Annotated in this window: 11 protein-coding genes; 3 read left to right on the top strand and 8 right to left on the bottom strand. The window is 69.7% G+C overall.

The genetic code is table 11. From position 1 onward, the window contains the following. Positions 1 to 29 precede the first annotated feature (29 nt). From ACZ7MY_RS21250 to ACZ7MY_RS21230, 5 genes are all read right to left on the bottom strand, one after another. A complete protein-coding gene (locus ACZ7MY_RS21250; RefSeq protein WP_499603622.1) occupies positions 30 to 767 on the bottom strand; it encodes an SDR family NAD(P)-dependent oxidoreductase in 738 nt (245 codons plus the stop codon). An 83-nt stretch (positions 768 to 850) separates the two neighbouring features. After that, positions 851 to 3,619 carry an AAA family ATPase gene (locus ACZ7MY_RS21245; RefSeq protein ID WP_499603901.1) on the bottom strand — a complete coding sequence of 923 codons (2,769 nt, stop codon included), beginning with the start codon at positions 3,617 to 3,619 and terminating at the stop codon, positions 851 to 853. 37 nt (positions 3,620 to 3,656) lie between these two features. After that, a complete protein-coding gene (locus ACZ7MY_RS21240) occupies positions 3,657 to 4,424 on the bottom strand; it encodes an SDR family oxidoreductase (protein WP_499603620.1) in 768 nt (255 codons plus the stop codon). 308 nt (positions 4,425 to 4,732) lie between these two features. Continuing rightward, positions 4,733 to 7,510, bottom strand: coding sequence for an ATP-binding protein (locus tag ACZ7MY_RS21235; protein ID WP_499603618.1), 2,778 nt, complete (start codon positions 7,508 to 7,510; stop codon positions 4,733 to 4,735). A 306-nt stretch (positions 7,511 to 7,816) separates the two neighbouring features. Beyond that, positions 7,817 to 7,978 (bottom strand): hypothetical protein, encoded by a 162-nt coding sequence (locus ACZ7MY_RS21230; protein ID WP_499603900.1) that lies wholly within the window; start codon positions 7,976 to 7,978, stop codon positions 7,817 to 7,819. Between the two features lie 1,409 nt (positions 7,979 to 9,387). Here ACZ7MY_RS21230 and ACZ7MY_RS21225 point away from each other — a divergent pair. Further along, positions 9,388 to 10,128 carry a sigma factor gene (locus ACZ7MY_RS21225; RefSeq protein WP_499603898.1) on the top strand — a complete coding sequence of 247 codons (741 nt, stop codon included), beginning with the start codon at positions 9,388 to 9,390 and terminating at the stop codon, positions 10,126 to 10,128. Between the two features lie 372 nt (positions 10,129 to 10,500). Here the strand turns inward: ACZ7MY_RS21225 and ACZ7MY_RS21220 are convergent, their stop codons facing one another. From ACZ7MY_RS21220 to ACZ7MY_RS21210, 3 genes are read right to left on the bottom strand one after another with little or no spacing between them, the layout of a single operon-like run. Continuing rightward, a complete protein-coding gene (locus ACZ7MY_RS21220; protein ID WP_499603616.1) occupies positions 10,501 to 13,251 on the bottom strand; it encodes a helix-turn-helix transcriptional regulator in 2,751 nt (916 codons plus the stop codon). A 5-nt stretch (positions 13,252 to 13,256) separates the two neighbouring features. After that, on the bottom strand, positions 13,257 to 14,081 hold the full coding sequence (locus ACZ7MY_RS21215; protein WP_499603615.1) for an alpha/beta fold hydrolase: 825 nt from the start codon (positions 14,079 to 14,081) through the stop codon (positions 13,257 to 13,259). 33 nt (positions 14,082 to 14,114) lie between these two features. Further along, a complete protein-coding gene (locus ACZ7MY_RS21210) occupies positions 14,115 to 16,985 on the bottom strand; it encodes an ATP-binding protein (protein WP_499603613.1) in 2,871 nt (956 codons plus the stop codon). A gap of 203 nt (positions 16,986 to 17,188) precedes the next feature. Here ACZ7MY_RS21210 and ACZ7MY_RS21205 point away from each other — a divergent pair, with 203 nt between their 5' ends. Together ACZ7MY_RS21205 and ACZ7MY_RS21200 are read left to right on the top strand one after the other, a co-directional pair. Then, a complete protein-coding gene (locus ACZ7MY_RS21205) occupies positions 17,189 to 19,471 on the top strand; it encodes an ATP-binding protein (RefSeq protein ID WP_499603612.1) in 2,283 nt (760 codons plus the stop codon). 26 nt (positions 19,472 to 19,497) lie between these two features. Continuing rightward, positions 19,498 to 19,704, top strand: coding sequence for a hypothetical protein (locus ACZ7MY_RS21200; protein ID WP_499603610.1), 207 nt, complete (start codon positions 19,498 to 19,500; stop codon positions 19,702 to 19,704). Positions 19,705 to 19,735: the final 31 nt, after the last annotated feature.

The following is a 19,735-nucleotide window of genomic DNA, read 5'->3' as shown; positions in this document are numbered from 1 at the left end:
CGCGCCTGCGTGGGGCCGGTGCCACTTCCCTACCGGGTCTGGTCGGTGGGGCGGATGAGGATCTCGTTGACGGCGACGTGCTCTGGCTGGGTGACCGCGTACACGACGGCGTTGGCGATGTCCTCGGGCTGCAGGGTGCGCATGGAGGCGCCGATGTTCTTGGCGGCGGCCTGCATCGTGGGGTCGGTGATGTGGTCGGCCAGTTCGGTGGCGACGAAGCCGGGTTCGATGACCACGACGCGCACGCCCTGGGCGGTGACCTCCTGCCGCAGCGCTTCGGAGAAGGCGGTGACGCCGAACTTCGTCGCGGCGTAGACGCCGTTGCCGGCCGACGAGGTCCGGCCTGAGGTCGAGGAGACCTGCAGCACGGTGCCCTTGCGCTCCAGCAGATGCGGCAACGCGGCGTGGACCGTGTACATCGACCCGAGCAGGTTGGTCTCGATCATGCGCGTCCACTCCGTGGTGTCCGCACCCGCGATCGGGCCGGCGAGCATCACCCCCGCGCTGTTCACCAGAATGTCCAGGGCGCCGAAGCGCTCGACGGTCGCGGCGACCGCGGCCCGCACCGACTCCTGGTCGGTCACGTCCAGGTCGAGGGCCAGCACCTCACCGGGAGCCTTGCGCGCCAAAGACGCCAACCGGTCGGCCCGCCGCGCCCCGACCGCAACACGGGCACCCTCCGCCGACAGGGCCAACGCCGTGGCCTCGCCGATGCCCGACGACGCCCCGGTGACGAGGACGACCTTTCCATCCAGCGTGCTGCTCATGTTGCTTCCTTTCCGCAGGGGGCTCACCAGTTCCACCTCAACCACGCGTGCTGATCTGGGCGACTGTCGAGGTAGGGATGCCGTCATGCCGTGGCCGCTGTTCCGTTGAGCAGCGCGGGGATCTGTTTGCGGGAGGCGATGCCGAGCTTCGCGAAGACTTTGCGCAGGTGCCATTCGACGGTGTGCGGGCTGATGCACAGCTGAGCGCCGATCTCGGGGTTCGTCAAACCGTCGCCGGCCAGACGCGCTATCTGCGCTTCCTGGGCGGTGAGGAGGTTGCGCTCCTTGGCGGGGATCTTGCGTGTCGTCTCGCCGGTGGCCTGCAGTTCGCGGCGGGCGCGTTCCGCGAACCCCTCGGCCCCCATCTGGCTGAGCATCTCGTACGCGGCGCCAAGCTGCTCGCGTGCGTCGTGGCGCCTGCTCTCCCGGCGCAGCCACTCGCCGTAGAGCAGCCGGGCGCGGGCGAGTACGAGCCGCGCACCGGTACGGCCGAACCGCTCGATCGCCTCGCGGTACAGAGTCTCGGCCGCCGGCCCTTCGTTCACCTGGGCACGCGCGCTCGCCGAGGTGCCGAGGGCCCAGTCGGTGCCGCCGGCCTGTGCCATCTCGTCGAGCCGCTGGGCGGCTTCCGCGGCGCGGGCCGGCCGGCCGGTCCGGGTGGCAGCCTCGACGAGCTCGACCATGGCCCTGATGAACGGTCCGCCCAGCTCCTCCGGGTGCTCGCAGGCCCGCTCGGCCGCGGCGTACGCCTCCTCGTGGCGGCCCAGGCTGTTGTAGAGCACAGAGCTCGCCCATTGCCCGGCGGTCAGCACTTTGGTCTCCCCCGCGAGGACCGTGTCTCGCGCGATCGCCTCGATCACTTGAAGTGTCGCGGCCTCCCGGCCCCGCCACGGTTCGACGACCAGGGCCGTGTACTGGGCGAAGAAGCGGCTTCCTGTCGCCTCACCGACCGCGGCCGCCTCGGCGACCAGCGCATCGGCGACGGCGAGCTCACCGGCGAGGGCCCGGTTCGACACGAGCAGCAGCAGAGCCGACGGCAGCACCGACAAAGACCCTGTCTCGCGTGCCAGGTCGACCAGCCTCGCCGACAGCACCGACCAGTTGTCGAAGTCCCAGACGTTGTGCGCCATGCGGCACGCGAGCGGGAGCCAGCCAAGGCCCTCTTCCCCGGAGACCCCTTCGGTACGGAAAGCGTCCAGGGCCTGTCGTACCAGTGGCACGCCCGCGGCGTAACCCTCGGTGGTCACCACGGCCAGGCCACGCAGGAGCAGGTCGTTGCGTTCCGGTGGCGGCCCCGGCGAAGCGGCGAGCAGCGCCTGGGCGATGTCCACCATCTGAGCGCCGCTCGGCAGCCCGCCTGCGGTCATGGCTGCGTGCAGCGTGTCACGGTAAGCCTCGCGCGTCAGTCCGGCGTCCATCGGCTCCGACCGCTTGGCGGCACTGAGTAGCAGCGGCAAGGCGGCGCCGGCGCTGGTGGAGGCGAACACGATCTGCCCGCGCAGCAGTCCGGCCTGGGCAAGCTCGTGTTCGTCCAGGGGGCTGAGCTCGGCCGCGTCCAGCAGTTCGAGCGCAGCGCCATATCCGGCGGCCTGGTACTTGGCCCGTGCCGCCGCCAACGCTCTGGTTCCGCGGCGTGCGGGATCAGGGGTCAGCTCGGCTGCTCGCTCGAGAAACGCGGCCGCAGCCGCCACTCCGCCGCGCGCCTGGGCCCGATCGGCACAGCGCTCAAGCTCGGCGGCCACCGCCTCATCAGGGCCGACTGTGGCGTTGGCCAGATGCCACGCCCGGCGATCGGGATCCGAGTGAGGATCGGTCGCGTCGGCCAGTGCCTGGTGCACGTTCTGCCGGGCCTGCGGGGTGCCCATGTGATAGGTCGCCGAGCGCACGAGAGGATGACGAAAGCGCACCCGGGTCCCGATGGTGATCAATCCTGCCGCTTCGGCCGCCGACGCGGCGGCCGCGTCGATCCCGAGCAGCTCCGCCGCGTGGGTCAGCAAGGTCACATCTCCCACCGGTTCGGCCGCCGCGACGAGCAGCAACTGCTGCGTCTGGGCCGGGAGCGACTGGACCTGCCGTAGAAGGCTCTGCTCGATCTGGCCGGTCGGCGGCCGCGCGTCGGGCCGCCTGAATCCACCTGCCAGCTCCGCCGGAGTCAAACCCCGGGGCAGCTCGCGCAGAGCCAGGGGATTTCCCTTCGTCTCGGCGACGATCCGGTCCCGGACCCACTCGTCGAGCCGCCCGGGAGTCACGGAGTCCAGCAGGGCGCGAGCGTCTCCGTCGCTCAATCGCCCCACTTCGAGCTGGGGCAGCCCCGCCAACTCGTCTTCGAGTCCTGGTTCGCGCACCGCGAACACCAGCCCGATCCGCTCCGCGAGCAGGCGGCGCGCGACGAAGGCGAGGGTCTGTGCGGAGACCCGATCCAGCCACTGGGCGTCATCGATGAGGCAGACCAGCGGCTCCTTCGCGGCCGCGTCGGCGAGGAGGCTGAGCACCGCGAGCCCGACCAGGAAACGGTCCGGTTGAGCTCCCGCACGCAGCCCGAACGCCGTTTCCAGCGCGTCACGTTGCGGCTCCGGCAGGCGACACAGGCGATCCAGAAACGGGGCGCACAGCTGATGCAGCCCGCCGAAGGCCATTTCCATCTCCGACTCGACGCCCGCCGCTCTGGCGACCCGGCAGTCGGGCGCGCTGTCTCGCGCGTATTCCAGCAACGCCGTCTTGCCGATGCCGGCCTCACCACGCAGCACCAGGACCGCGCTACGGCCGGCCTGCGCAGCCGCCACAAGCTGGTCCAACGTCTCGCACTCGATCTGCCGGCCACGCAACGTCAACCTGGGGTTCCTGCCGGCCATCAGCACCGCCCAACCGACACCGCGGCGTCGATGCCGGCTACCACGTTTGGCCGCCGGCACGAACCAGCATCTCGTTGACGGCGACCCGCCGATCTCGCGTGATGATGTAGCTGATTGCGTCCGCGATGTCCTCCGGCCGCAGCGCTTCGATTCCGTCGATCTGTCGGCGGGCCGCGTCCCGGGTGGTGTCACTGAGGTGATTCACCGGTTCGGTGTCCACGGTGCCGGGCTCCACCACGCTGACCCGGACGCGTTCGCCGAGCAGTTCCTGGCGAAGCGATTCGGTGAACGCGTTCAGGCCGAACTTGGTCAGGCCGTAGACGCTGCTCCCCGGCCGGGCGACTCGCCCGGCCGTCGAGCTGACGTTGACGAGATCGGCCACCTGCCGCGGGGATGTCGATGCCGCGTAGATCAGATGCGGGATGGCGGCGTGCGTGACGTGCAACAGCGCCGCCACGTTGAGCGAGATCATCCGATCCCACTCCTCGATGGAGGTGTGCAGCGCCGAGTTGAGCAGCATGATCCCGGCGTTGTTGACCAGGATGTCGAGGCGCCCGAACCGATCCAGCGTCCCTTGCACCATGTCGTCGGCGCGTTCGGGCTCGGTGATGTCGGCCTCCAACGCGACCGCTTCGCCGCCCAGCATCGAGATGTCGCACGCGACCTGGTCCAGGCGGTTGCGGCGACGGGCGACCAGGGCGACCGCCGCGCCGTCGCGGGCGAGCCGGCGCGCGGTCGCGGCTCCGATCCCGCTGCTCGCCCCGGTGATCAGCGCGACGGCTCCGTCCAGCGGCAGGTCGTCCATGGCTGCCTCATTCCCTCAGGTCGAGGATGACGCGGCCTCATGCCCATCACCGCTGCTCCCGTGCTCGGACGAAAAGCCGACACGAGAAGACTCGCGCAGGCGCCTGCAAGGTCGCACCAGGGAGTCTCACTGGTCACCGGGGGCCAGGGAGGGTTCACGGGTGTCAGCGGCCGCCCGTCGACCCGATGCCGGGCATACCCGTGACCTGGCCACACCGGTTCTTCACCGAACTGCCCCCGCAGGTCAGCTGGGAGTGGCCCGATCCACGCAGCGATCACCGGGATGGACTTCGATCAGGCACGGAACCTTCACTGCGTCATGGACTCGTACTCGCCGCGGGACAGGGCCTCGCCGAGCTGCCTTCGGGAGCTGATACCGAGCTTTGCGAAGATCTTGCGGAGGTGCCACTCGACCGTACGCGGGCTCAGGAAGAGACGAGCCCCGACCTCCGGGTTGGAGAGGCCGTCCCGCACGAGCAGGGCGATCTGTGTCTCCTGTGCCGTCAACTCGTCACTCGTCGAGGCCTTGTTCCTGCGCTTGCGGACGGTCTCGCCTGTGGCGAGAAGCTCGCGACGGGCACGCTCGGCGAACGCCTCCATCCCGATCGACACGAACATCTCGTACGCGGTGCGCAGGTGAATCCGCGCCTCGGCCCGCTGACGGTCCCGGCGCAACCACTCGCCGTACAGCAGGTGAGCGCGCGCCTGTTCGGGACGCAAGATCGTCCGGCCCAACCGCTCGATCGCCTCGCGGTAGAGGTCGTCCGCGGCGGCATCGTCGCTCAGCAGCGCACGGCAGCGGGCCAGGATTCCCTGTGCCCAGTCCGTGTCACACGCTTCCGCCGAGTCCGCCAGACCTTCGAGGGCCCCGCGGGCGGCCGTATCGTCTCCGACGCGCGCCGCCGCCTCGACGAGCTCGGGCAGCGCCCATTGGGAGACGATCAGGTTGGCGCTCTGAAGGGTGGCCTGGGCCGCGGGCAGCGCGAGCCCATAGTGGGCGAGACCGTTGTAGAGGACCGCGGCCGCCCACTGGGCGGATGCGACCCCGTTCAACTGACCACTGGCACCGGCCTCCTCGATCGTCGCGGCGATCAGCGCCGAGGCCTCGGCCTCCTTACCCTGCATCGCCGTCAGCAGGAGCTTGGTGTGCTGCGTCATGGGCCCGCGCGTCGCCTCGGCGACGGCATCGGCTTCGACGACGATCGCGGCCCCGGCCGCGAAATCACCGCTCAACGAGACCGGTATCCCCAACGCGTGGAGATAGATGGGAAGCTCGGACAGTGCGCCGGCCGTACGCACCTCCTCGACCGCTCTGACGGGCGTCTCGGGCATGATCCGGTCCTCCCAGATGAGCGCGCTCACGCCACAGGCCGCCCAGCCCCATTTCAGGAAGTCCTGCACGGGATGGTCCGTGAGCGCGGTGTTCGCCCTTCGCAACGTGGGAAGCGCGGCGCTCCGGCCGTCGGTGACGAGCAGCGCGTAGCCCTCCATCACGAGATCGAGAGCACGCGGGCTGCCTTCACGAGAGGGCAGCTCCCTGATCGCCCGAGAGATGGCCATGAGACTGTCCCGGTTCCCGGCACCGAATGACGCGGAAGCCCAGGCGATGAGATACGTCTCTCGCGCCAGGTCCATGTCGAAGGGCTCCAGCCGCTGCGCGGCTGTCAGCAACATCAGCGGCGCCTCGTTGTCGAAACCGGCCGCGAACGTGATGTGACCGCGTATCAGGTGGGCTCGCACGCGCTGGAACTCGGTCTGGGCATCACGGTCGGCGAGGTCGACGAATCGCCGCGCGGCTTCGATGTCGCCCGCCCGAAGGCCGGCGTCCGCAGCCGTCAGGGCACGTTCGGCGCGCCGCGAGGTGTCGCAGGTCAGAGCCACGGATCGCTGCAGGAACGCCGCTGCGGTGGCCAGCCCACCGCGGGCCTGTGCCCGGCCGGCCGACCGCTCCAGTTCGGCGGCGACGGTCTCATCGGGCGCGGCCGTCGCGGACGCAAGGTGCCAGGCACGGCGGTCCGGGTCGACCTGCGCGTCGGTGACCTCAGCCAACGCAAGATGGACCGCCCGGCGATCTCCCTCCTTCGCCGACCCGTACACGGCGGAGCGCACGAGCGGGTGACGAAAGATCACACGTACATCGAACTCCAGGAGCCCGTCCGTCCCGCTCGCCAGGACCGTCGCCGGCGTGATGCCGAGCCGTTCGGCGGCGCGCCACACCAACGAGGGATCGCCGACCGGCTCGGCGGCGGCGATCAGCAGGAACAACCGGGTCTGCTCGGGCAGGCCTTCGATCCGGGCCATGAAGCTACGCTCGATCCGGCTCGGCAGCGTGTCGGCGTCCAGGAGGCCGGATCCGCCCGCCACCTGGGTCACGGCCAGCTCACGCGGGAGCTCCAGCAAAGCAAGGGGGTTGCCTCTGGTCTCGGCCACGAACCGATCGCGGATGTGTTGATCGATCCGGACGTGCGTCACCGAGTCCAGCAGAGCGTGCGCGTCCGCGTCCTTGAGCCCGGTGACCTCCAACTCCGGTAGTCCGAGCAACTCCTGAGCCCTCCGGCGAGAGCCGAAGACGAGGGCGACCGACTCCGCCAGCAGCCGCCGGGCGACGAAGCCGAGGACCTGCGCCGAGGACCGGTCCATCCACTGCGCGTCGTCGATCACACAGAGGAGAGGGTTCCCCTCCGAGACGTCCGACAGCAGACTCAGTACCGCCAGCCCAACCAGGAAGCGTTCGGGCGGCGTTCCCCCTCGCATCCCGAACACCCTCTCAAGCGCATCGCGCTGCGGCGCGGGAAGATGCTCCAGCCGATCCAGCAGCGGCGCACACAACTGATGCAACGTGGCAAAAGCCAATTCCATCTCGGACTCGACACCGACCGCACGCAGCACCCGCATGCCGGCCGCCGAGTTCTCCGCGTACTCCAGCAGCGCCGACTTTCCGACTCCCGGCGCGCCGTGCACCACCAGCACGCGACTCTCCCCCATGCGGAGGGCCGCGATCATCTGATCGAAGACAGCACACTCCGGCCCCCGCCCGAGCAGCCCGACCTTCTCACCGTGCCCGGCGCCCCGCTTACGTTGGCCCACGGCCCCCCGCCTTTGATCCCCATTGCACGACTCTGCATACACCCAAGACACACGCCAGGCCAAGTTTCGGACTGGGGGGCGGTAACGGAGCTGCCATGAAGCACACGCGACGACGTTCCGCCAGGTCAGCGGCTTGCACATACCGGACAGAGACGGCTGGGCGACGACGTGGCCAACGCTGCCCCGTCCGGGCCCGGGAACCTCCTACTGACCTGTCCTGCGTCCAGGCCGGGCCCTGATGGCGGTGCGACCGGTGAACATGGCTTGGCCGGCCCCCCTACAAGGGGGCCGGCCTTGGAGAAATGATCAGTTGGTTGCGCGGGCTGCGGTCTCGATGAGCTGGGTGACCGCGCCGGGCCTGCTCATCATGACGACGTGCGAGCCTGAGACCTCGATCGTGTGGGACTTGGCGCGGGCGGTCATGAAGCGCTGGGCCTGCAGCGGGATGACCTGGTCGTCGAGGGGGATCAGCGCCCAGGACGGAACGGTCTTCCAGGCGGGCGCGCCGGGAGGCCAGGCCGCGCAGCGGGTTGCCCGGGGCGATCACCGGATAACCGTCGTTCCTTAGTCGGGTGATGACTCCGTTCCAGCCGGAGGCGTCGGCCCAGGCGCCGTGAACGAGGACGATGGTGGGCTTGGCGCCGCGCGCGACGGTCGCGTTCGCGGGATGCGCGGCCACCGCGCCGGTCAGGGCGACCAGTACGGCGGCGAAGGCGGTCTTCACGCGTCGGGACATCGCGGGAGTCCTTCTCTTCATGTGGGGCATGTCATTCCTTCTCATGCGTCGCTTGTGCGGATATGACCTAACCTGCCGACCCGCGTGATCATCGACATCGCATGAATGCCTGAGATGGGTTCCGCCATCACGTCCAGGCTTGGCGGACGAGTCCGGCCGAACTGCGCTGGGCGCGCAGGTCGTGCTCCTCATCGACGATTGAGCATGCACGCACTGAAGAATCTGCTGTTCATTCATCGGGGGATCCCGTTCCGCTCGCGGAATCCGCCGGCGCTCGTCGTACCAGCCGGCAAGCCACTCTGTCGGTGAGTAGTGGGAACTCACATCGCACGAACTCATGTGAACGGCCGCATACGTGGGTTCTCTCAACACCGCCAGTACGCCGGGGCCGAACCGGGCGGGCCGGCCGGAGGGTGTCAGCGGGTACGGCGGTCGGCGTCGACGGCGATGTCTTCGATGGTGATCCGGGTGGCCGACCAGGATCACCTTGCCGCGGATGCCCTTTGACGACGCCCGCGATGTCTTCGGCGTCTCCCGACGGGTTGCGCAGCGGATCGGCGGCGGATTTCTCGCCGACCACCCGGCTGACCTCACAGGTCTTCCCCGAGGGATGTCAAGTATCCGTGTGATGTCCGCCGATCCCTTCAGGCGTTTGCTGGCCTCACCGACCGGCGCTGATCTCTCGTCTGGAGACAACGATGATTCCCGTCCGCCATCTCATCGAGGACGTCAACGGCTTGACCGTCTTCTACCGTGAAACGGGTCCGAAGGACGTGCCCACGATCGTCCTGCTGCGCGGTTTCCCGAGCAGCTCCCCCTTGGTCCGGAACCTGATCCGGGCCCGTGCCGACCGCTATCACGTGACCACGCCTGACCACATGGACTTCGGCTGTTCCCTGGCGCGCGTCACGGCGATCGTCACCCGGATCGGCAACGCGTGTACAGCTCGTGGCCGCGGCCGTCGTTCGTCTCGCCGATGCTCGTCTTCGAGCCGGGACATCACCGTCGCGCGGGCGGTGACAACGGTGGACAACGGTGGCCACCACGGTCTCCCCAGGGCGCGATGGAGGGGTCCGACAGGCGACCGTGATCGCAGCGGCATCACCGGATGCTGGGTGCGAGTGGAGTCGAGACCGTGACCATGAACGTGTTGGAGTTGCCCAGAGACGACGCGGCGCAGACCAGTCCGACGGGTTCCGCGGCTGGTGACCGGTTGATGAGTGAGCCGGACGCGACCGCTTCGGTGTTCCTCACCGCAGCGCCCCGGCTCTTCGCGATCGGTCTCCGCGTCCTTGACGACGTGGGCGAGGCCGAGGACCTGGTGCAGGAGACGTGGCTCCGGTGGGCACGCACCGACCACTCGGTCGTCATCAGTCCGCCCGCGTTTCTTGCGACGACCACCACCAGGCTGGCCATCAATGTCGCCCAGTCCGCACGGAGGCGCCGCGAGACGTCTGTCGGCTCGTGGTTTCCCGAAACGATGGACCACAGCGTCAGTCCTGAGACAGCGGCCGAACGACATGACGCGGTCGATGCGGCGGTCCGGCTGCTGTTGGAGAAACTGACGCCCGCCGAACGGGCGGCATATCTTCTCCGCAAAGCATTCGACTACCCATACCGGCGAATCTCCGATGTTCTTCAGCTGGGTGCAGACCATACGCGGCAACTCGTGCGGCGCGCCCAGGACCACATCGCCACCAAGCGACCTCAGCCGGTGGACACCGCCGCGCATCGACGCCTCGTACAGACGTTCCTCGCTGCGGCGCAGACCGGCGACCTCACCGAATTGGAACAACTTCTCGCTGCTGACGTTGCCCGCCAGGTCCGACGACAGCGACGCGGGGGTGGGCGGTATCAGGCGCCAGGCCCGGGTGCGGCGTGAGCGAAGTCGTCCAGAAGCTCGTCGGCGTACCCGTCGGCGCCCGCACCCGACCTGGACCAGCCATGACCGCACCTGCCCCGGCGTCGCGTCGGTGATCGAACTGAGCTCGGGCCGGCAAGCTGTAGTCACTGAGAACGGTGGAAACGCTCGCCTGTTGCTCGCAAACCAAGGGGAAGTGACCTGTCACAACCCGCGCGGTTGCCCGGTCTCAGGAGGTGGGCGGACCCCTCCGTATCCCCATCCCCTTCCGCAGAAAGGTCTTTCCCTGCCGGACATCGAGTCGGCGACCACCGGGCCCAGGCCACGATCGAACGCGGGACAGCCGGCGGTCACCATGGTGATGCATCGAGGGGACCAGACGATCAAGGAGCGTCAGGCCGTGGCCGCCGTGCCTTCGAGCAGCGTGGTCCGGATCTGTTTGCGAGAGGTGATGCCGAGCTTCGCGAAGATCTTGCGCAGGTGCCATTCGACGGTGTGCGGGCTGATGAACAGCTGAGCGCCGATCTCGGAGTTCGTCAGCCCATCACCGGCCAGGCGGGCTATCTGCGCTTCCTGCCCGGTGAGAGTGGCGCGCTCCTCGGCAGGGCGCTTACGTATCGTCTCGCCGGTGGCCTGCAGCTCGCGGCGGGCGCGTTCCGCGAACGCCTCGGCCCCCATCTGGCTGAAGATCTCGTAGGCGATGCCCAGGTGCTCGCGCGCGTCCAGGCGGCGGTTCTCCCGGCGCAGCCACTCGCCGTAGAGCAGCCGGGCGCGGGCGAACGTCACCCGGACCTCGGTACGGCCGAGCCGCTCGATCGCCTCACGGTAGAGAGTCTCGGCTGCCGGTCCTTCGTTCACCTGGGCACGCGCGGCGGCCGCCGTACCGAGAGCCCAGTCGGTGCCGCTGGCCTGTGCCATCTCGTCGAGCCGCCCGGCGGCTTCGGCCGCGCGGGCCAGCCTTCCGCTCCGGGCGGCGGCCTCGACGAGCTCGACCATGGACCAGATGGACAGTCCGAGCTCCTGCGGGTGCTCGCAGCCTTGCTCGGCCGCGGCGTACCCCTCCTCGTAGCGACCGAGGCTGTTGTAGAGCACAGAGCTCGCCCATCGGGTGGCGGTCAGCACCTTCCCTTCCCCTTGAAGGGCCATGTCTCGCGTGATCGCTTCGATCACCTGGCGCGTGGCGGCTTCCCGGCCTTTCCAGGCCTCGAGCACCAGGGCTACGTACTGGGCCATGAAGCGGCTGCCTGTCGCCTCACCGATCGCCACCGCCTCGGCGACCAGCAAATCCGCGACGGCGAGTTCACCGGCGAGGACCCGGTTCGACACGAGCAGCAAGAGAGCCGACGGCAGCACCGACAAAGCCCCTGCCGCGCGTGCCAGGTCGACCAGCCTCGCCGAGAGCACCGACCAACTGTCGAAGTCCCAGACGTTGTGGGCCATGCGGCACGCGAGCGGGAGCCAGCCGAAGCCTTCTTTCCTGGAGACCCCTTCGGCATGGAAGCCGTCCAGGGCCTGTCGTACCAGTGGCACGCCCGCCGCATAGCCCTCGGTGGTCACCATGGCCAAGCCGTTCAGGAGCAGGTCGTTGCGTTCCGGTGGCGGCCCCGGCGGTGCCGCGAGCGTCGCCTTGGCGACGTCTACCAGCTGAGCGCCGCTCGGCAGGCGGCCGGCGGTGAGAGCCGCGTAGAGGGCATCGCGGTAGGTCTCGCGGGCCAGCCCGGCGTCCAGCGGCTCCAGGCGCTTGGCGACTCTGAGCAGCAGCGGCAAGGCGGCGCCGGCGCTGGTGGAGGCGAACATGATCTGCCCACGCAGCAGCCCGGCCTGGGCAAGCTCGTGCTCGTCCATGGGACTGAGTTCCGCCGCGTCCAGCAGTTCGAGCGCCGCGTCATACCCCCCGGCCTGGTACTTGGCTCGTGCCGCCGCCAACGCCCTGGCTCCGCGGCGTGCGGCATCGGGGGTCAGCTCGGCCGCCCGCTCCAGGAACGCGGCCGCCGCTGCCACTCCGCCGCGCGCCTGCGCGTGATCGGCACAGCGCGCCAGCTCGGCGGCCACCGCCTCATCAGGGCCGGCTGTGGCGTTGGCCAGATGCCACGCCCGGCGTTCAGGATCCGATCGGGGATCGGTCGCATCGGCCAGCGCGCGGTGCACGTTCTGCCGGTCCTGCAGGGTGGCCACTCGGTAGGCCGCCGAGCGCACGAGGGGATGGCGGAAACGCACCCGGGTCCCGATGGTGATCAGTCCCCCCGCTTCGGCCGGCGCTGCGGCGGCCGCGTCAATTCCCAGCAGCTCCGCCGCCCGGGTCAGCAAGGTCACATCGCCTACCGGCTCGGCCGCCGCGAGGAGCAGCAGTTGCTGCGTCTCGCCCGGGAGCGACTGGACCCGCCGCAGGAAGCTCTGTTCGATCTTGTTCACCAGTGGCCGCGCGTCGGGCCGTCCGAATCCACCTGCCAGCTCCGCCGGAGTCAAACCCCGGGGCAACTCCAGCAGGGCCAGGGGATTTCCCTGCGTCTCGGCGACGATCCGGTCCCGGACCCGCTCGTCGAGCCGCCCGGGAGTCACGGAGTCCAGCAGGGCCCGGGAGTCGCCGTCGCTCAATCGCCCCACTTCGAGCTGGGGCAGCCCCGACAACTCTGGTTCAAGGCCGGGCTCGCGCACCGCGAACACCAACCCGATCCGCTCCGCGAGCAGGCGCCGCGCGACGAAGGCGAGGGACTGCGCGGAGACCCGATCCAGCCACTGAGCGTCATCGACAAGACAGACCAGCGGCTCCTTTTCAGCCGCCTCGGCCAGCAGGCTGAGCACCGCGAGCCCGACCAGAAAACGGTCCGGTGGAGCTCCCGCACTCAGCCCGAACGCCGTCTCCAGCGCGTCACGTTGCGGGCCCGGCAGACGACACAGACGATCCAGAAACGGAGCGCACAGCTGATGCAGCCCGCCGAAGGCCAGCTCCATCTCCGACTCGACGCCTGCCGCTCTGGCGACCCGGCAGCCAGGCGCGCTGCCTCGCACGTATTCCAGCAACGCCGTCTTGCCGATGCCGGCCTCACCACGCAGCACCAGGACCGAACTGCGGCCCCCCTGCGCAGTCGCCACGAGCTGATCCAACGTCTCGCACTCGATCTGCCTGCCACGCAAATGCATCATGAAGCTCAGCCGTTCGCCAGGAATTGGAGCAGGGTGCGGTTGAAACGCAGAGGGTGCGTGGCTTGGCAGCCGTGCGACGCGCCCTGGATGACCTCCACGGCGCTGCCCCCGATCTGTGCGCCGGTGGCCGGGAAGGGGGTGATGTCGTCGTGTTCACCATGAATGACCAGCGTCGGCAGTGGAATCGAGAGCTCGGTGCGCAGATCGCTTCGCGCCAGCGTGGTCAGACCGGCGTTGAGCGCCTGCGGCGACGCGGCCGTGCCCTGGGCACGGTAGTGGTCGCGGTGCAGGTCACTCAGCAGCACGCGCCCGTCGGCTCGGAACATCCGGGTGGCGTACGTGTCGAGCGCGGCGAATCTGTCGGTGTTCAGACGCGCCTCGAGGCGGTCGAACTGCTCGGGGGTCCAAGGACCCTGCGGGTTGTCGTAGGAGCGGTACAGGTACGGCAACGCGGCGCCCGCCAGCACCACACCCCTGACCCCTGCGGTCCCGTACCGGGTGAGGTAGCGCACGATCTCCGCCGCGCCCATCCCGGCTCCCACCAGTGTCAGTTCACTCAACTTCAACTGCTCCAGGACCGCGTGGAGGTCGGCCGCCAGGCTGTCGTAGCCGTAGCCGTCCCACGGACGGGAGGAATCGCCGAATCCCCGGCGATCGTAGGTGATCACGCGGTACCCCGCCTCCACCAACGCGGGCAGTTGGGCCGCCCACATGTGCCTGGACAAGGGCCAGTCGTGGAGCAGGACGACGGGACGGCCGTGACCGTAGTCCTCGAAGTAGAGCTCGACCGGGGTACGGTCGTGGTCGACGCCAACTGGCAGGTAGGCCATGAAGCCGTCGTCTCCTTTCTGAAGAATCGCTGATCAGCCGTCGTGTTCGACGACCAGCCGGGTCAGCTCCACCCGCGAGTTGACGTCCAGCTTGGTGTAGGCGTGGCGCAGGTGGGTGTTGACGGTGTGTGGCGACAGGAACAGCCGCGCGGCCACCTGCCGGTTCGTGGCGCCCTGGGTCACCAGCCTGACCACCTGCAACTCTGAGGTGGTCAGCCCGTTCCAGCCGCGTGTGGCACCGGAAGCGCGGCCACGGCGCCGTATCCCGGCGTCACGCAGCCGCTGCCGCACCCGTGCGGCGTCCCGCAGCGCGCCGGCCTGCTCATACAGCTCCAGCGCTGTGCCCAGGTGCCCCACGGCCGCCTGCCGGCAGGTCGCCGCCAGGGCGCGGCCGGCGTCCTCCAGCGCGGACGCGCGGACGATCACTCGGGAGAAGCCCGCGAACTGCTCGGCAGCCCGTACGAGTGACGCTGCGTCGTCGTCCAGCAGCCCACGGGCGTGCGCCGCGACGGCGGCCAGGAACGGGAAGTCCGGGTTGCGCTCGGCTCGGCCCTCGGCCAGGTGCACCATGTCCGCGGCGGCTCCGCGTTCGCCGGCACGCAAGGCCATGCGGACGAACACCACGTCGTCGGCCGGGTCCAACGGCGTGGTCACGGGCTCGCCGCAAGGGCCGGCCGCGACCGCCGCGGCCGCGTACGTCATGGTGTGTGCCGGATCGTTCTCGCCGTCGGCCACCAGGGCGAGCATCCAGGCGCCCGTCCTAGCGACGAAGGCGGCCTCGTCGTGGGTCATCCGCTGACCGTCGGCGACGAAGCGTGCGATGCCCTGCCGGTCACCTGCGTACAACGCCGCCCGGCCGAGTGTGTAGAGAGCGGTCACGTCGGCGGCGTTCCCCGCGGCCTCGTCCAGGGCGAGCACCGCCTCGGCACGGGCGTCGGCCAGCCGGCCGGCGTCGAGCAGGATGCGGGCGCGGTACATCGACCACATGCTCACGGCGGCTGCTTGTCCGTGCGCCTGTGCCTCGCGCAGTCCGGCGTCGACTTCTGCGAGCCCGCGCAGCGACTCTCCGGCCGAGCTCCACAGGAAACTCTTCCAGGAGGGTTCGGGAACCCACAGCGAGTGCAGGACACCCGCTTCGGTCGCCAGCCGCACAGCTTCGTCCTGCCGGTCGAAGGCACGCCGCCAATCCATTCGGTGTAAGGCGACGGCGGCTTCGATCGCGATCGCCGTGGCCTCGATGGCGTGATCGACGCAGGATGCGGCGGTCCGCAACGCCGCATCGACCACGCGACCGGTCTGCTCCACGTCGCCGGCCATGATGAGTGCGAGGGCCTGTAGAGCGAGCAGCCGCGCCTGGGTCGCCGGTGAGAGCCCGGGCAGGGCCAGCGCGAGGCGGCACTGCCGGATCGCTTCGGTGAAGGAGTGCCGGCTCGACACCCGGGCCAGGCCGAGCCGTACCTGTGCTTCGGCCTCCGGCTCCAGCAGCCCGGCCAGGGTGTTGTCAGCCATCGTGCGCGCTTCGATGTCGTGGCCGTTCAGCCACAGCAGGATGACGGTCTCGGCGATCAATGCCGGGCGGTCGGCGTGGTCTGCCGGAGCCAGGTCCAGGGCGCGGGTGCTCAGGGCGACCGCGGTGGCCGGGGAGGTGGGCGCGAAGTCGATGGCAGCCCGGCGCAGCAGCGAGACGGCCTCGTGGTCGCCCGGCTCGGCGACCTCCGCCAGGTCGCCCGCCACCTCCATGACCGCCGCGCCGCGCCGCAGACGTACATCGACGGCCTGGCGGCGTACGACGTTCTTGACCGCGGTCGGCGCACCGACCTGGACGGCTTCGCGGATCAGGTCGTGACGGAAAGCGAGTCGCCCGTCGGCGTCGGTCAGCAGGTCAGCGCGGAGCGCCTCTTGCAAGGGTGCCATCAGATCCACAGGTGAGCACCGCAGCAGCTCGGCCAGCACCTCGACGTCGATGTCGCGGCCGAGCATGGCCGCGAAACGCACGCTGTCGCGGGCCGGTGGCGAGAGCTGGTCGAGCCGATGGCGGACGGAGGAGCGAAAGCGCATCGGGAGGTGCCCGGGGACTCTCAGGTGCGCCATTCCGTTCTTTACGGTGATGGAGCCTTCCTCGCGTATCCCGTTCAGCAGTTCGACCAGGAACAGCGGGCGGCCGTCGGCCTTGTGGGCGAGTTCCAGCAGCGCGGGCTCGGCAACGGCCTGCAGGATGTCCTGAGCCAAGAGCGTGACGGCGTCTGCGGACAGCGGCCGCAGGACGATTCTGTCCTCCGGCCACGCAGAACCGGTCTGGTGGTGCTCGCGGGTGGCCAGCACCCACAGGATGGGCCGGCCGGACAGACGGGTCGGCAGTGTGCGCAGCGCGCTGTGGGTGGCAGCGTCGCACCACTGCAGGTCGTCCATGACAATCATCAGAGGAGCGGCGGACGCGGCTTGCTCCAGTTCGTGCTGCAGCTCCTGCAACAGCCAGAACCGCTGGTCAGTCGCTTCGCTCAAGGCCAGCATCCGGTCGCGCGCCATGAGCGGGGCGGGGCCGGACAGCAGTGCGTCCAGCAGAGCGGCGAAGGGGACGGCCTGGCCGTCCGGCACGCCGGCGCCCGCATGAACGCGTAGACCGGCGGCCGTGGCCAGGTCGGCGATCTCGGCGAGCAGGCGCGACTTGCCCGTTCCCGGCGCTCCCTCGATCAGCACAGCTCCGCCGTGTCCTCGTGTCAGGGTGTGCAGCCGATCACGCAGCAGCAGCATCTCGGCCTCCCGGCCGCGCAGCGGCAGGGAGGCCGAGGCGTCCGTGGCTCGGTGCGGCGTGTCCTCGAAAGGCCCGGAGAACGCCGTGCCGTTGCGGCTCATGTGCTCGTCCGCTCCGGATCGCCGCTCGGCCGAGGCCAGGGAGGAGGTCATGGGCTTCCACATCTCTCAGTGCTTCGACAGGAGCGAAGCAACGTACGGTTTGTGGGCGAGTGGCATGCCGACTAAGTCGGGTTCTGTTCTGATCGAGTGCGCAAGACAAGGGAAGCAAGCGTGGGGGCTGTGGAGCGAGGCAGAACGACAGGCAGAAGTAGCCGGCTGATTCCGCCTCCCGCCGGGACGAGGGAGGCACGGGGTTGATCGACGAGGTGTCCTTCGGAACGCTGTTGAGGGCTCACCGGCAGGCGGCAAACCTGACGATCGAGGAGTTCTCGCATGCCTCCGGGGTGAGCGTGCGGGCGATCGGCGACATGGAGAGAGGCATCAGTCGCGGTCCGCAGCGCCGTACGGTTGCCGCGCTGGCCGAGGTGTTGTGTCTGTCGGCGGATGACCGCGACGCCTTCGTCGCCGCCGCCCAGGCCGGTCGGCCGCGCCCCGCTCCCTCCAGCGCCGGAATCTGTGAGCTACCCCGGGGAGTCGGTGATTTCACCGGACGTGAACATGAGCTCAGCTTGTTGCGCGAGTTGGCGGCCCGGCACACCGGTGACGGTCCAGCCGTCACCGCGACCGTATGGGGTACGGCGGGGATGGGCAAGACCGCGCTGGCCGTACACGCCGCCGGCCGGCTGGCAGACCTGTTCCCCGACGGCCGGTTCTTCCTCGACCTGCGCGGCATGGACGCCACACCACTGGAGAGCGGGAGCGCTCTGGCGCGGCTGCTGAAGGCGCTGGGCATGGCCGAGCGGGGCATCCCCGCCGACGAGCAGGAACGCGCCGGGCACTACCGGGCTCTGCTACGCGAGCGGCGCTGTCTCATCGTGCTCGACAACGCGGCCGGCGAAAGGCAGGTACGCCCCTTGCTGCCAGGTGACGGGCCCAGCATGACTTTGATCACCAGCCGTAGCCCTCTGGCGGGGCTGGAGGGCGTTCACCAGGTCCCGCTCGCCCAGCTCGCCGATACGGAGGCCGCCGCGTTGTTGCGGACCATCGTGGGCGACGCCCGCTCGACGGCGGAACCGGACGCGGTCGATGCACTCGCCCGGTTGTGCGGCCATCTGCCGCTGGCCATGCGCATCGCCGGCAACCGGCTGCAGAGCCGGCCGGGCTGGACGATCAAACAGCTCGTCGGCCGGCTCAGCGACGAAGAGCGCCGCCTGGACGCCCTGGCCGCCGGGGACCTGCATGTCGCCGCCGCGTTCGCGCTGTCGTACGACCAGCTCACCCCGACCGCCCGGCAGACCTTCCGGCGGCTCGCGCTGTGCGCCGCGTCCGATTTCGGCGTCCCGCTGACCGCCGTCCTGACCCAGCTCGATGTGGACGACGCCGAGGACGCGCTGGAGGAGTTGGTCGAGCTGGGCCTGCTGTCCTCGCCGCACGCGGGCCGTTACCGCTTCCACGACCTGGTCCGGCTGTATGCCCGCGCCCAGCTGGAGCGGGAGGAGCCGATCGAGGCGCAGCGGGAGGCGCGTCGGCGGATGGAGGCTTGGCTGCTGGAGGTCACGGTGGTCGCCGGGCGCTGGTTCGAGCCCGAGTACGGCGCACCGCCGCCGGATTGGCGTTCCCTGGTCACGCTCGACAGCCGGCAGGAGGCGAGCGAGTGGCTGCGTGCGGAGAGCACGGCCTGGCTGAAAGCACTGCGCTCAGCGGCCCGGCACGGAGAGCACACGATGGTCGTCGAAGTGGCCGAGTCCATGCACTGGTTCTCCGACCAGTGGATCCGATGGGGCCACTGGCGCGAGGTGTTCGAGCTGTCCTCCAGCGCGGCGCGGGCCATGGGCGACCGGCTCCAGGAAGCGGTGCATCTCAACTACCTGTCCTGGGCACTGAAGTTGTGTGAGGGCCGCGTGGAGGAGGCGGAGGCGACCGCGTTGCGGGCACTGGAGCTGGCCCGCGAGGCCGGCGACGTACGCCAGCAGGGGTGGGCGCTGCTGTATACCTGCTGGGCTGTCTGGGGCGATCCGGCGAACCTGGAGCGTGCGCTGGACTACACCCGGCGAGCCGCTGATCTCCTCCTGCAAGCCGGGGATCTGGAGGGCTATCCCCAGGCCATGACGCGCCAGATCCTCGCCCTTCAGCGGGCGGGCCGGGTAGAAGAGGCCTTGAAGCGCAACCTGGCGCTCGTGGCCACGCTGCGTGACCCTGCCTACGGCGGTTCCCCGGCCATCGTCAGCTACAGTCACGGGGTCGCCCTGGACCATCTCGGCCGCGCCTACATCGCCCTCGAACGCTGGGAGGAGGCGGTCGACGCCTACCGGCAGGCACTGCCCGAGTTGCGCGTCCACCCGATTCCCCTGGTCTTGGGAAATGCCCAGCGCGGCCTGGGCACCGCGCTGCGGCACTTGGGCCGGGTCGAGGAGGCCGGCCACGCGTTTGCGGCGGCGTCACGGCTGTACGAGGAATCCGGCGACACCGCGCGAGCCGCTGAGGTGGTCAAGGAACTCGAGGAGATGGCCGGACCCGGCGCAGCAGTTGGGCGCTGAGCGCCACCACGCCAGTGGAATCCGATATGAGCAGGGCGCCTACGGCCGGCCCGAGCGTCGCCCCCTGCCCCGTTTCACGCGCCGTGATCGCCCGGCCGGGAGTCGTCCTCCAGCACCTCGACCGCATCGAGCAGACCCCGCACGCCGACTTCCTCACGCTCGGCATCTGTCGGATCGAACAGCCGGTCGGTGACCGGCAGCTGACAGCGTGGATCAGCCGCACGGCGATGTGACCGGAGGCGAACAAGCGGGTGAAGCGCTCAC

It is taken from the genome of Streptomyces sp. NPDC111520, assembly GCF_055635295.1.
This window is presented reverse-complemented; position numbering and strand designations above follow the sequence as displayed.